Source organism: Streptomyces cyaneofuscatus, assembly GCF_000718135.1.
GTDB lineage: Bacteria > Actinomycetota > Actinomycetes > Streptomycetales > Streptomycetaceae > Streptomyces > Streptomyces cyaneofuscatus.
The window spans coordinates 761,564-774,783 of the sequence record NZ_JOEM01000001.1 but is presented as its reverse complement, the minus strand read 5'-3'; the positions used below and the strand labels follow the sequence as shown (position 1 = coordinate 774,783).

Below are 13,220 nucleotides of genomic sequence, written 5' to 3'. Positions count from 1 at the left end.
AAGAGGTCAGTCTGGGGATGCCGCAGCTCCCCGCCCCCGCCTACCCGGCCGACGTGCGCGCCCGGCTCGACGCGGACGCGAAGGAGGTGATCGCCCGCTACCCGGGAAGCCGCTCCGCCCTGCTGCCGCTGCTCCACCTCGTCCAGTCCGAGGAGGGGTACGTCTCCCGTACGGGGATGGCCTTCTGCGCCGAGACCCTCGACCTCACCACCGCCGAGGTCACGGCCGTCGCGACCTTCTACTCCATGTACCGGCGCAAGCCGAGCGGCGACTACCAGGTCGGGGTCTGCACCAACACCCTGTGCGCGGTCATGGGCGGCGACGCCATCTTCGACACGCTCAAGGAGCACCTCGGCGTCGGCAACAACGAGACGACCGACGACGGCAAGGTCACCCTCGAACACATCGAGTGCAACGCCGCCTGCGACTTCGCACCCGTGGTGATGGTGAACTGGGAGTTCTTCGACAACCAGACGCCCGAGAGCGCCACGCAGCTCGTCGACGACCTGATCGCCGGGCGGACCGTCGAGCCAACCCGCGGCGCCCCGCTCTGCTCCTACAAGGAGACCGCCCGCATCCTGGCGGGCTTCCCCGACGAGCGCCCCGGCGCCGTCGAGGCCACCGGCGGCGCGGGCCCCGCCTCCCTGATCGGGCTCAAGCTCGCCAAGGGCGAGGCCCTGCCGAAGGCACGGGTCGTCTCCCCGCGTGACGGACAGCCGGGAGGCGGGCAGCGCGAGGACGCACCGTCGCACGACGCACAGCCGCACGACGCACAGGTCCACGATCCGTCGCCGGCCGAGCGCCTCAGCTCGCACGACGCACCGCAGCAGACCTCGGCCTCCGACCCGGAGTTCCCGGCCGGGCCCGCAGCCGAGGAGGGGGAGTGATGACCTTGGCCGCCGAGATCGACCACAACGGGACGAGCCCCGAGAAGCTGCTCGCCCCCGTCCTCTCCTCCTTCTGGGACCAGCCCGAGTCCTGGACCCTGGAGACCTACCGCCGCCACGAGGGGTACGAGGGGCTGCGCAAGGCGCTCGCCATGTCGCCCGACGACCTCATCGCGTACGTCAAGGACTCCGGTCTGCGCGGACGCGGCGGCGCCGGCTTCCCCACCGGGATGAAGTGGCAGTTCATCCCGCAGGGCGATGGAAAACCGCACTATCTAGTTGTCAACGCCGACGAGTCGGAGCCGGGGACCTGCAAGGACATCCCGCTCCTCTTCGCGAACCCGCACAGCCTCATCGAGGGCATCGTGATCGCCTGTTACGCGATCCGTTCGTCGCACGCGTTCATCTATCTGCGCGGTGAGGTCGTCCCCGTGCTGCGACGACTGCACGAGGCCGTACGAGAGGCGTACGAGGCGGGTTATCTGGGGACGAACGTCCTGGGCTCAGGGCTCGATCTGGAACTCACGGTGCACGCAGGTGCCGGCGCGTACATCTGTGGTGAGGAAACCGCGCTGCTCGACTCTCTCGAAGGACGGCGTGGACAGCCCCGGCTGCGACCCCCTTTCCCCGCGGTCGCCGGTCTGTACGCCTGCCCCACTGTGGTGAACAACGTCGAGTCCATCGCCTCGGTTCCCGCGATCCTGAACCGGGGCAAGGACTGGTTCAAGTCGATGGGCAGCGAGAAGTCCCCGGGCTTCACGCTCTACTCGCTCAGCGGCCATGTCACCAGCCCCGGCCAGTACGAGGCCCCGCTCGGCATCACGCTCCGTCAGCTCCTCGACATGAGCGGCGGGATGCGGGCCGGTCACCGGCTCAAGTTCTGGACCCCGGGCGGCTCCTCCACCCCGATGTTCACCGACGAGCACCTCGACGTCCCCCTCGACTACGAGGGCGTCGGCGCCGCCGGGTCCATGCTCGGCACCAAGGCGCTCCAGTGCTTCGACGAGACGACCTGCGTCGTGCGGGCCGTCACCCGCTGGACCGAGTTCTACGCCCACGAGTCCTGCGGCAAGTGCACGCCCTGCCGCGAAGGGACCTACTGGCTGGTCCAGTTGCTCCGTGACATCGAGGCGGGCAAGGGCCAGATGGCCGACCTGGACAAGCTGAACGACATCGCCGACAACATCAACGGCAAGTCGTTCTGCGCGCTCGGCGACGGCGCCGCCTCGCCGATCTTCTCCTCGCTCAAGTACTTCCGCGAGGAGTACGAACAGCACATCACGGGCAAGGGCTGCCCCTTCGACCCCGCGAAATCCACGGCCTGGGCCGACGACAAGAACACCGACGGCAAGAACGCTCACCGGGGGGTGAACGCATGACAGTCACCACGAGTGCGCCCTCCGGGGGCGGCGAGGCGGCCATCCCGCCCGAGGACCTGGTCACGCTGACCATCGACGGCATCGAGATCAGCGTCCCCAAGGGGACCCTGGTCATCCGGGCCGCCGAACTCCTCGGCATCGAGATCCCGCGCTTCTGCGACCACCCGCTCCTCGACCCGGCCGGCGCCTGCCGCCAGTGCATCGTCGAGGTCGAGGGCCAGCGCAAGCCGATGGCCTCCTGCACCATCACCTGCACCGACGGCATGGTCGTCAAGTCGCAGATCACCTCTCCTGTCGCCGAGAAGGCGCAGAAGGGCGTGATGGAGCTGCTGCTGATCAACCACCCGCTGGACTGCCCGGTCTGCGACAAGGGCGGCGAGTGCCCGCTCCAGAACCAGGCGATGTCGCACGGCGGCGCCGACTCCCGCTTCGACGGCAAGAAGCGGACCTTCGAGAAGCCCGTCCCGATCTCCACCCAGGTGCTGCTGGACCGTGAGCGGTGCGTGCTCTGCGCGCGCTGCACCCGGTTCTCCAACCAGGTGGCGGGCGACCCGATGATCGAGCTGATCGAGCGCGGCGCCCTCCAGCAGGTCGGCACCGGCGAGGGCGACCCCTTCGAGTCGTACTTCTCCGGCAACACCATCCAGATCTGCCCGGTCGGCGCGCTGACCTCGGCGGCGTACCGCTTTCGCTCCCGCCCCTTCGACCTGGTCTCCACCCCCTCGGTGTGCGAGCAGTGCTCCGGCGGCTGCGGGATGCGCACCGATCACCGGCGCGGCAAGGTCATGCGACGCCTCGCGGCCAACGAGCCCGAGGTCAACGAGGAGTGGATCTGCGACAAGGGGAGGTTCGGCTTCCGCTACGCCCAGCAGCGCGACCGGCTCACCACCCCGCTGGTCCGCAACGCCGACGGTGTCCTGGAGCCGGCGAGCTGGCCCGAGGCGCTGGAAGCCGCGGCGGCCGGACTCCTCGCCGCCCGGGGGCGCGCAGGCGTCCTGACCGGTGGCCGGCTGACCGTCGAGGACTCCTACGCGTACAGCAAGTTCGCCCGGGTCGCCCTCGACACCAACGACATCGACTTCCGCTCCCGGGTCCACAGCGCCGAGGAGGCCGACTTCCTGGCCGCCCGCGTCGCCGGACGCGGCCGGGACCTGGACGGCGAGGGGGTCACGTACACCGCGCTGGAGAAGGCCCCCGCGGTCCTCCTCGTCGGGTTCGAGTCCGAGGAGGAGGCCCCCGGCGTCTTCCTGCGGCTGCGCAAGGCCCACCGCAAGAGCGGCCAGAAGACCTTCGCCCTCGCCTCGCACGCCACGCGCGGCCTGGTGAAGGCGGGCGGCACGCTGCTGCCCGCCGCCCCCGGCACCGAGACCGAGTGGCTGGACGCGCTCGCGGGCGGGGTCGGCCTGGAGGCCGAAGGGGCTGCCGCCGCCGAGGCGTTGCGCGGTGAGCACTCCCTGATCATCGTCGGTGAGCGGCTCGCGGGGGTGCCCGGCGCACTCTCTGCCGCGATTCGTACGGCTGCCGCGACCGGCGCACGCCTGGTGTGGATTCCGCGCCGGGCGGGCGACCGGGGCGCGGTCGAGACGGGCGCGCTCCCGACCCTGCTGCCCGGCGGCCGCCCGGCCACCGACCCGCGGGCCCGGGACGAGGTGGCCGCCGTCTGGCGCGTCGCCGAACTGCCCGCCCGCCACGGCCGCGACACCGGCCAGATCATCGAGGCCGCGGCCACCGGTGAACTGGGCGCGCTGCTCGTCGCCGGGGTCGGCGTCGAGGACCTGCCCGACCCGGCGCGGGCGCTGAAGGCGCTGGACGAGGTCGGGTTCCTGGTCTCGCTGGAGCTGCGGCCGAGCGAGGTGACCGCCCGGGCGGACGTGGTCTTCCCGGTCGCCGCCGTCGCGGAGAAGTCCGGCACCTTCCTCAACTGGGAGGGCCGGGTCCGGATGTTCCAGGCCGCGCTGAAGCCGGAGCAGATGCCCCGGACCCTCGCGCCGGTCGACTCCCGGGTGCTGCACATGCTGGCCGACGCCATGGACGTGCACTTCGCGCTGCCGGACCTGACCGCCGCCCGCCGCGAGCTGGACCGGCTCGGCGGCTGGGACGGCGGCCACGCGGACGACCCGCGCGAGGCGGCGCAGCCGCTGCCGCGGCCCGGCGACGGCGAGGCGGTCCTCGCGGGCCACCGGATGCTGCTCGACCTCGGCCGGCTCCAGGAGGGCGACACCGCGCTCGCCGGGACCCGGCACGCCGCCGTCGCCCGGCTCTCCGCCACCACGGCGGCCGAGACCGGCGTCAAGGACGGCGACCCGCTCGCCGTCACCGGCCCCGCAGGCACCGTCGAACTGCCCCTCCAGGTCACCGACATGCCGGACCGCGTGGTCTGGGTGCCGCTGAACTCGGTGGGACGCGGCATCCCCGCCGACACCGGCGCCAACCCCGGTGGCCTGGTCCGGATCGGCCCGGCCGCCGCGCCGGACGCTCCCGTAGAACCGTCGGAGGTACGAGCGTGATGGGCCTCACCGCACTCACCACGGCACCCCAGGGTGCCGTCATCGCCGCCGAGGATCTCTCGATGTTCGGCACCGACCCCTGGTGGCTGGTGCTGCTCAAGGCGGTCTTCTGCTTCGCGTTCCTGATGCTGATCGTGCTCTTCTCCATCGTGTGGGAGCGCAAGGTCGTCGCCTGGATGCAGCTGCGCATCGGCCCCAACCGGCACGGCCCCTGGGGACTGCTCCAGTCGCTCGCCGACGGCGTCAAACTGATGCTGAAGGAAGACGTCATCGTCAAGCGCGCGGACAAGGCGGTCTACGTCCTCGCGCCGATCCTCGCGGCGATCCCCGCCTTCATGGCGGTCGCGGTCATCCCCTTCGGGCCTGCGGGCAACGAGGTCTCGATCTTCGGCACCCGTACGACGATGCAGCTCACCGACCTGCCGATCGCCGCGCTCTACATCCTCGCCGTCGGCGCGGTCGGGGTGTACGGGTTCGTCCTCGGCGGCTGGTCCTCCGGCTCCACGTACCCGCTGCTCGGCGGGATCCGCTCGTGCGCCCAGATGATCAGTTACGAGATCGCGATGGGCGCCGCTTTCGCCTCGGTCTTCCTCTACTCCGGGTCGATGTCGACCTCCACCATCGTGGAGGCACAGGGCGACCGGTGGTACATCATCCTGCTCCCGATGTCCTTCCTCATCTACATGGTGACGATGGTCGGGGAGGCCAGCCGGGCCCCGTTCGACATGCCGGAGTCCGAGGGTGACCTGGTCGGCGGCTTCAACACCGAGTACAGCTCCATCAAGTTCGCGATGTTCATGCTCGCCGAGTACATCCACATGGTGACCGTGTCGATGATCGCGGTGACGCTGTTCCTCGGCGGCTGGAGGGCCCCGTACCCGATCTCCGCGTTCTGGGAGGGGGCGAACCACGGCTGGTGGCCGATGCTCTGGTTCTTCCTCAAGCTCCAGGCGCTGATCTTCTTCTTCATCTGGCTGCGCGGCACCCTGCCACGCGTCCGCTACGACCAGCTGATGAAGCTCGGCTGGAAGGTCCTGATCCCGGTCTCCGTGGGCTGGCTGATGCTCGTCGCCACCGTCCGCGCGCTGCGGAACGAGGGCTACGACTTCTCCCGGATCGTGCTGTACGTCGGCGGGGCGGTGCTCGCCATCCTGCTGATCTCCCTGGTCGTGGACATGTTCCGCGACCGCAGGGTCAGGGCCCAGGAGGCGGAGGCCGGACCGGAGCCCGCGTTCGACCCGATGGCGGGCGGATTCCCGGTGCCACCGCTGCCCGGACAGAGCCTGCCACCGGTGCCCAGGCGCGTACCGAGGCGCGAGCGGGAGCTCGTTGTCAGTGGTGGGCCCGATACTCAGAGTGACGGAAACGCGAGTGACGGAAAGGAGGCCGGCGGTGTCTGAGAAACCAGAGCTCACGGGCTCATCGGGATCCGCTGGGTCCTCGGGCGAATCGGGAGCGGCGGCGGAGAAGTTCCAGAATCCCGTGGCCGGCTTCGGCGTGACCTTCAAGGCCATGTTCAAGAAGCGGCTCACCGAGCAGTACCCGGAGACGCCGAAGGTGACGGCGCCCCGCTTCCACGGCCGCCACCAGCTCAACCGCCACCCGGACGGCCTGGAGAAGTGCGTCGGCTGCGAGCTGTGCGCCTGGGCGTGTCCGGCGGACGCCATCTACGTGGAGGGCGCGGACAACACCGAGGAGGAGCGCTACTCCCCGGGCGAGCGCTACGGCCGCGTCTACCAGATCAACTACGCGCGCTGCATCCTCTGCGGACTCTGCATCGAGGCCTGCCCCACCCGGGCGCTCACGATGACGAACGAGTTCGAGCTGGCCAACACCACCCGCGAGAGCCTCATCTACACCAAGGACGAGCTGCTCGCGGGCCTGGAGGACGGCATGGTCGACAGCCCGCACGCGATCTTCCCGGGCATGGACGAACAGGACTACTACCGGGGCCTGGTCACCGAGGCCGCTCCGGGTACGGTGCCGCAGCCGGCGCTCTCCAAGGGCGAGCAGCCCAAGTCCGACGAGCCCGCGGGATCCGCCGGGGCACAGCAGGGCAGGGGGGCGGGCGCATGAACGTGATCGCCGCGGCCGCCACCACCTCCACCGGTGAGGCCGTCCAGTTCTGGATCCTGGGGACCGTCGCCGTGATCGGCGCCTTCTCCACGATCCTGCTGAAGAAGTCCGTGCACAGCGCCCTGTCACTCGCCGGGACCATGGTCGTCCTGGCCGTCTTCTACCTCGCCAACGGCGCCTATTTCCTCGGCATCGTCCAGATCATCGTCTACACCGGCGCGATCATGATGCTCTTCCTCTTCGTCGTGATGCTCGTCGGCGTCACCGCGGCGGACTCCCTCAAGGAGACCCTCAAGGGGCAGCGCTGGCTGGCCGTCGGCTGCGGGCTGGGCTTCGGCATCCTGCTGATCGGGGGCATCGGCAACGCGTCGCTGTCCTCCTTCAACGGGCTCGGCGCCGCCAACGCCCTGCACGGCGGGAACGTGGAGGGGCTCGCCAACCTCATCTTCACGAAGTACGTCTTCGCCTTCGAGATCACCGGCGCCCTGCTGATCACCGCGACCGTCGGGGCGATGGTGCTCACGCACCGCGAGCGCACCGAACGGGCCAAGACCCAGCGGGAGATGTCCGAGGAGCGCGTGCGCGGCAAGCACCTCCCGCCGCTGCCCGCCCCCGGTGTCTACGCCCGGCACAACGCGGTGGACATCGCCGGTCTGCTGCCCGACGGCACCCCGTCCGACCTGACCGTCATGAAGACGCTGCGCGACCGGGGCCAGATCCGCGATGTCTCCCAGGAGGCCCTCGCCGATCTCAAGGCGCTGGAGCAGCGCTCCGGCGAGCGGCTCGGACGTGAGGACGCGGACGCCGTGGCACGCGGGGCGAACCCCGCCTCCGCGGCGGAGAATTCGGAGGCCGCCAAGTGAACCCGGTCAACTATCTCTACCTCGCGGCCCTGCTGTTCGCGATCGGCGCCTCCGGGGTGCTGATCCGGCGGAACGTGATCGTGCTGTTCATGTGCGTCGAGCTGATGCTCAACGCGTGCAACCTGGCGCTCGTCACGTTCTCCCGGATGCACGGAAACCTCGACGGACAGATCGTCGCGTTCTTCGTGATGGTCGTCGCCGCCGCGGAAGTCGTCGTCGGGCTCGCGATCATCGTGTCGTTGTTCCGCTCCCGCCACTCGGCCTCGGTCGACGACGCCAGCCTGATGAAGCTGTAAGGGGACCGGAATCGTGGAGAACCTGATCGCGCTGCTCGTCGCGGCGCCCCTGCTCGGAGCGGCGGTCCTGCTCTGCGGCGGCCGGCGGCTGGACAAGACCGGGCACTGGCTCGGCACCGTGCTCGCCGCCGCCTCGTTCGTCATCGGCGTCGTCCTCTTCGCCGACATGCTGGGGAAGGGCGCCGAGGACCGGGCCCTGCACCAGCACCTGTTCAGCTGGATTCCGGTGGAGGGCTTCCAGGCCGACATCGCCTTCCAGCTCGACCAGCTGTCGATGACGTTCGTCCTGCTCATCACCGGTGTGGGCACGCTGATCCACATCTACTCCATCGGCTACATGGAGCACGACGAGCGCAGGCGCCGTTTCTTCGGCTATCTCAACCTGTTCCTCGCGGCGATGCTGATCCTGGTCATCGCCGACAACTACCTGCTGCTGTACGTCGGGTGGGAGGGCGTCGGTCTGGCGTCGTACCTGCTCATCGGCTTCTGGCAGCACAAGCCCAGCGCGGCCACCGCCGCGAAGAAGGCGTTCCTGGTCAACCGCGTCGGTGACGTGGGTCTTTCGATCGCCATCATGCTGATGTTCACCACCTTCGGCACCTTCGCCTTCGGGCCGGTGCTCGAGGCGACCGGTGACACCAGTGAGGGCAAGCTGACGGCGATCGGCCTGATGCTGCTGCTCGCCGCGTGCGGCAAGTCGGCCCAGGTGCCGCTCCAGTCCTGGCTCGGTGACGCGATGGAGGGCCCGACCCCGGTCTCCGCCCTCATCCACGCCGCGACCATGGTCACCGCCGGTGTCTATCTCATCGTCCGCTCCGGCGCCATCTTCAACGGCGCCCCGGACGCCCAGCTGGTCGTCGCCATCGTCGGCGCGGTCACGCTGATCTTCGGTGCGATCGTCGGTTGCGCCAAGGACGACATCAAGAAGGCGCTCGCGGGCTCCACGATGTCGCAGATCGGCTACATGATCCTCGCCGCGGGACTCGGCCCGATCGGGTACGCCTTCGCGATCATGCACCTGGTGACGCACGGCTTCTTCAAGGCCGGGCTCTTCCTGGGGGCCGGTTCGGTGATGCACGGCATGAACGACGAGGTCGACATGCGCAAGTACGGCGGCCTGCGGAAGTACATGCCGGTCACCTTCATCACCTTCGGCCTCGGCTATCTCGCCATCATCGGCTTCCCGGGCCTCTCCGGCTTCTTCTCCAAGGACAAGATCATCGAGGCGGCCTTCGCCAAGGGCGGCACCGAGGGCTGGATCTTCGGCTCCGTCGCCCTGCTGGGCGCCGCGATCACCGCGTTCTACATGACGCGCGTGATGCTGATGACCTTCTTCGGCGAGAAGCGCTGGCAGCCCGACGCGGAGGGCCGTGAGCCGCACCCGCACGAGTCCCCGAAGTCCATGACGGTCCCGATGATCGTGCTGGCCGTCGGATCGGTCTTCGCCGGTGGCTTCTTCGCCATCGGAGACCGCTTCGTCAACTGGCTGGAGCCGGTCACCGGTTACGACCACGGCCACTCCCCGCTGAGCGTGGCCACCGTCACCGGAGCCACCGTCGTGGCCCTGGTCATCGGCGTCGCGGTCGCCTGGGGGATGTACGGGCGCAAGCCGGTGCCGGCCGTGGCCCCGCGCGGCTCGCTGCTCACCCGGGCGGCCCGCCGCGACCTGCTCCAGGACGACTTCAACCACGTGGTCCTGGTCCGCGGCGGCGAGCACCTCACCCGCTCGCTCGTCTACGTCGACCACTCCCTGGTCGACGGCGTCGTCAACGGCACGGCCGCGTCGGTCGGCGGGCTCTCCGGCCGGCTGCGCAAGCTGCAGAACGGCTACGCCCGCTCCTACGCGGTCTCGATGTTCGGCGGTGCGGCGGTCGTCATCGCCGCGACCCTGCTGATGAGGGCGGTCTGATCACATGTCCTTTCCCCTCCTGACCGCGACGGCGGCGCTCCCGGCCATCGGAGCCATCGCCACCGCCGCCGTCCCCGCCGCACAGCGCACCGTGGCCAAGTGGGTCGCGCTGTTCTTCTCGCTGGGCACGCTCGTCCTGGCGGGCGTCGTCTTCGCCCGCTTCGAACCGGGCGGCGACCGCTACCAACTGACCGAGTCCAAGGCCTGGATCGCCGACTTCGGCGTCCGGTACGAACTGGGCGTGGACGGCATCGGGGTAGCCCTCCTCGGGCTCACCGCGCTGCTGATCCCGTTCGTCATCGTGGCCGGCTGGCACGACGCCGACCCCCTGGAGACGAAGTCCTCGCGCTGGCGCCCCACCCAGGGCTTCTTCGCGCTGATCCTCATGGTCGAGGCCATGGTGATCCTGTCGTTCCTCGCGACCGACGTCTTCCTCTTCTACATCCTGTTCGAAGCCATGCTCATCCCGATGTACTTCCTCATCGGCGGTTTCGGGGACCGGGCCCACGCGGGCAGCGACGAGAACGCCGCGAAGCAACGCTCGTACGCGGCGGTCAAGTTCCTGCTCTACAACCTGGCTGGCGGCCTGATCATGCTGGCCGCCGTCATCGGGCTGTACGTGGTCGCGGGCAGCTTCTCGCTCTCCGAGATCGCGGCGGCCCGGGCCGACGGCACCCTGGAGATGGCGACCTCCACCGAGCGGTGGCTCTTCCTCGGGTTCTTCCTCGCCTTCGCGATCAAGGCCCCGCTCTGGCCGCTGCACACCTGGCTGCCCAACGCGATGGGCGAGGCGACCGCACCGGTCGCCGTGCTCATCACCGCGATCGTCGACAAGGTCGGCACCTTCGCGATGCTCCGCTTCTGCCTCGGGCTCTTCCCGGAGGCCAGCAAGTGGGCGACCCCGGTCGTCATCGCCCTGGCGCTCGTCTCCATCGTCTACGGAGCGCTCCTCGCGGTCGGCCAGCGCGACATCAAGCGGCTCATCGCCTACGCCTCGATCTCGCACTTCGGCTTCATCATCCTCGGTATCTTCGCGATGACCAGCCAGGGCCAGTCGGGCGCCACGCTCTACATGGTCAACCACGGCATCTCGACGGCCGCGCTGCTGCTGGTCGCCGGATTCCTCATCACCCGGCGCGGCTCGCGGCTCATCGCGGACTACGGCGGGGTGCAGAAGGTCGCCCCCGTCCTGGCGGGCACCTTCCTCATCGGCGGTCTGGCGACGCTGTCGCTGCCGGGGCTCGCCCCGTTCGTCAGTGAGTTCCTGGTCCTCGTCGGCACGTTCAGCGCCTATCCGGTGGCCGGAATCATCGCCACCTCCGGCATCGTGCTCGCCGCGATCTACGTCCTCGTCCTCTACCAACGGACGATGACCGGCCCGGTCGCCGAGTCGGTCCGCACCATGCCCGACCTCAAGGCGCGTGAGCTGGTGGTCGCCGTACCGCTGATTGCGCTCCTGCTCCTCCTGGGCGTCTTCCCGAAGCCGCTCACCGAGGTCGTCAACCCGGCGGTCAAGCACACGATGTCCGACGTACAGAAGAAGGACCCCCAGCCCGAGGTGGAGGCCGCCAAGTGAGCGCAACAGCTGTCCACAGCCTGTGGACGACGGCGAGCGGGGTGACATCCGCAGCCCCGGGGGACCGCTTCACGGCGCCCACGATCGAGTACGCCCAGCTCGCGCCGGTCCTGATCATCGTGATCGGCGCCGTCCTGGGCATCCTGGTGGAGGCCTTCGTCCCGCGTAAGGCCCGCTACCACGCCCAGCTCCTGCTGACCGTGGTGGCGCTGGCCGCCGCGTTCGCCGCCGTGGTGTCCCTCGCGGCCGGCGGATACGCCACCACGAAGGCCCAGATCGCGGCCATGGGCGCCATCGCGATCGACGGCCCCACCCTGTTCCTCCAGGGGACCATTCTCCTGGTCTCCGTGGTGGCCGTCTTCACCTTCGCCGAACGGCGGCTCGACCCCACCGCCCACGGCAACCGGGTCGACTCCTTCGCCGCCCAGGCCGGTACGGTCCCCGGCAGCGACGCCGAGAAGGCCGCCGTCCGCGCGGGCTTCGCCACCACCGAGGTCTTCCCGCTGGTCCTGTTCTCGGTGGCGGGCATGCTCGTCTTCCCCGCCGCCAACGACCTGCTGACCCTCTTCATCGCGCTGGAAGTCTTCTCGCTCCCGCTGTACCTCCTCTGCGCCGTCGCCCGCCGCAAGCGGCTGATGTCGCAGGAGGCGGCCGTGAAGTACTTCCTGCTCGGCGCGTTCTCCTCGGCGTTCCTGCTCTTCGGGATCGCCCTCCTCTACGGCTACGCGGGCTCCCTCTCGTACGCCACCATCGCCAACGTCGTCGACGGCTCGGTCCTGGAGATCGACCCCGCCCTCGCCGGCACCATGGGCAACGACGCGCTGCTGCTCATCGGCGGCGCGCTGATCCTGGTCGGCCTGCTCTTCAAGGTCGGCGCCGTCCCGTTCCACATGTGGACCCCGGACGTCTACCAGGGCGCCCCGACCCCGGTGACCGGCTTCATGGCCGCCGCCACCAAGGTCGCCGCGTTCGGCGCGCTGCTGCGCCTGCTGTACGTGGTGCTCCCCGGGCTCACCTGGGACCTGCGGCCGGTGCTGTGGGCGGTGGCCATCATCACGATGCTGGGCGGGGCGATCGTCGCGATCACCCAGACCGACATCAAGCGACTGCTGGCCTACTCCTCGATCGCGCACGCGGGCTTCATCCTCGCCGGTGTCATCGCGACCAGCCCGGAGGGGGTCTCCTCGGTCCTCTTCTACCTGGGCGCGTACTCCTTCGTGACGGTCGGCGCGTTCGCGGTCGTCACGCTGGTACGGGACGCGGGCGGCGAGGCCACGCACCTGTCGAAGTGGGCCGGGCTCGGCCGCCGCTCGCCGCTGACCGCGGCGGTCTTCGCGGTCTTCCTGCTGGCCTTCGCCGGGATCCCGCTCACCTCGGGCTTCTCCGGCAAGTTCGCCGTCTTCAAGGCGGCGGCGGAGAGCGGCGCGGGCGCGCTGGTCGTGGTCGGCGTGATCTCGTCGGCGATCGCGGCCTTCTTCTACATCCGCGTGATCGTCCTGATGTTCTTCAGCGAGCCGAAGGCGGACGGCCCCACGGTCGCCGTCCCGTCCCCGCTGACGATGACGACGATCGCGGTGGGTGTGGCGGTCACGCTGGTGCTGGGCCTGGCCCCGCAGTACTTCCTGGACCTGGCGGGCCAGGCGGGGGTCTTCGTGCGGTAGGCGATTCTCCCGCAGAACAGCGCCGGACGGTCCGTTATCCACAGGACCGTCCGGCGTTGTCGTAGG

At 69.8% G+C, this 13,220-nt stretch carries 10 protein-coding genes; all 10 read left to right on the top strand.

The window, feature by feature from the left end:
• The first annotated feature begins 17 nt into the window (after positions 1 to 17).
• Genes nuoE through nuoN form a run of 10 tightly spaced genes read left to right on the top strand, consistent with a single transcriptional unit; the run spans position 18 to position 13,154 of the window.
• Positions 18 to 887, top strand: coding sequence for an NADH-quinone oxidoreductase subunit NuoE (gene nuoE, locus IF17_RS0103755; RefSeq protein WP_030562078.1), 870 nt, complete (start codon positions 18 to 20; stop codon positions 885 to 887).
• Entirely contained in the window at positions 884 to 2,266 is a 1,383-nt protein-coding gene (gene nuoF / locus IF17_RS0103750; RefSeq protein WP_179115434.1) for an NADH-quinone oxidoreductase subunit NuoF, read from the top strand. Before nuoE ends, nuoF begins: the two co-directional genes overlap by 4 nt.
• Positions 2,263 to 4,773, top strand: a complete 2,511-nt coding sequence (locus IF17_RS0103745; protein WP_030562073.1) for an NADH-quinone oxidoreductase subunit G — start codon at positions 2,263 to 2,265, stop codon at positions 4,771 to 4,773. Before nuoF ends, IF17_RS0103745 begins: the two co-directional genes overlap by 4 nt.
• Positions 4,773 to 6,173 (top strand): NADH-quinone oxidoreductase subunit NuoH, encoded by a 1,401-nt coding sequence (gene nuoH, locus IF17_RS0103740; protein ID WP_106980141.1) that lies wholly within the window; start codon positions 4,773 to 4,775, stop codon positions 6,171 to 6,173. The genes IF17_RS0103745 and nuoH overlap by 1 nt, the downstream gene beginning before the upstream one ends.
• Entirely contained in the window at positions 6,166 to 6,849 is a 684-nt protein-coding gene (gene nuoI, locus IF17_RS0103735) for an NADH-quinone oxidoreductase subunit NuoI (protein ID WP_076965610.1), read from the top strand. The genes nuoH and nuoI overlap by 8 nt, the downstream gene beginning before the upstream one ends.
• Entirely contained in the window at positions 6,846 to 7,712 is an 867-nt protein-coding gene (locus IF17_RS0103730; RefSeq protein ID WP_030562067.1) for an NADH-quinone oxidoreductase subunit J, read from the top strand. The genes nuoI and IF17_RS0103730 overlap by 4 nt, the downstream gene beginning before the upstream one ends.
• Positions 7,709 to 8,008 carry an NADH-quinone oxidoreductase subunit NuoK gene (gene nuoK, locus IF17_RS0103725; protein WP_018510682.1) on the top strand — a complete coding sequence of 100 codons (300 nt, stop codon included), beginning with the start codon at positions 7,709 to 7,711 and terminating at the stop codon, positions 8,006 to 8,008. Before IF17_RS0103730 ends, nuoK begins: the two co-directional genes overlap by 4 nt.
• Before the next feature lie 13 nt (positions 8,009 to 8,021).
• Positions 8,022 to 9,917, top strand: coding sequence for an NADH-quinone oxidoreductase subunit L (gene nuoL, locus IF17_RS0103720; RefSeq protein ID WP_030562065.1), 1,896 nt, complete (start codon positions 8,022 to 8,024; stop codon positions 9,915 to 9,917).
• Between the two features lie 4 nt (positions 9,918 to 9,921).
• Positions 9,922 to 11,493, top strand: coding sequence for an NADH-quinone oxidoreductase subunit M (locus IF17_RS0103715; protein ID WP_030562063.1), 1,572 nt, complete (start codon positions 9,922 to 9,924; stop codon positions 11,491 to 11,493).
• A complete protein-coding gene (nuoN, locus tag IF17_RS0103710; protein WP_078615775.1) occupies positions 11,490 to 13,154 on the top strand; it encodes an NADH-quinone oxidoreductase subunit NuoN in 1,665 nt (554 codons plus the stop codon). The genes IF17_RS0103715 and nuoN overlap by 4 nt, the downstream gene beginning before the upstream one ends.
• The last annotated feature ends 66 nt before the right edge of the window (positions 13,155 to 13,220 follow it).

Bases quoted from the DNA above. Each gene is read 5' to 3' on its own strand.
- nuoE (WP_030562078.1), top strand. From the start codon at position 18: ATGCCGCAGCTCCCCGCCCCCGCCTACCCGGCCGACGTGCGCGCCCGG.
- IF17_RS0103745 (WP_030562073.1), top strand. From the start codon at position 2,263: ATGACAGTCACCACGAGTGCGCCCTCCGGGGGCGGCGAGGCGGCCATC.
- nuoH (WP_106980141.1), top strand. From the start codon at position 4,773: ATGGGCCTCACCGCACTCACCACGGCACCCCAGGGTGCCGTCATCGCC.
- IF17_RS0103730 (WP_030562067.1), top strand. From the start codon at position 6,846: ATGAACGTGATCGCCGCGGCCGCCACCACCTCCACCGGTGAGGCCGTC.
- IF17_RS0103715 (WP_030562063.1), top strand. From the start codon at position 9,922: ATGTCCTTTCCCCTCCTGACCGCGACGGCGGCGCTCCCGGCCATCGGA.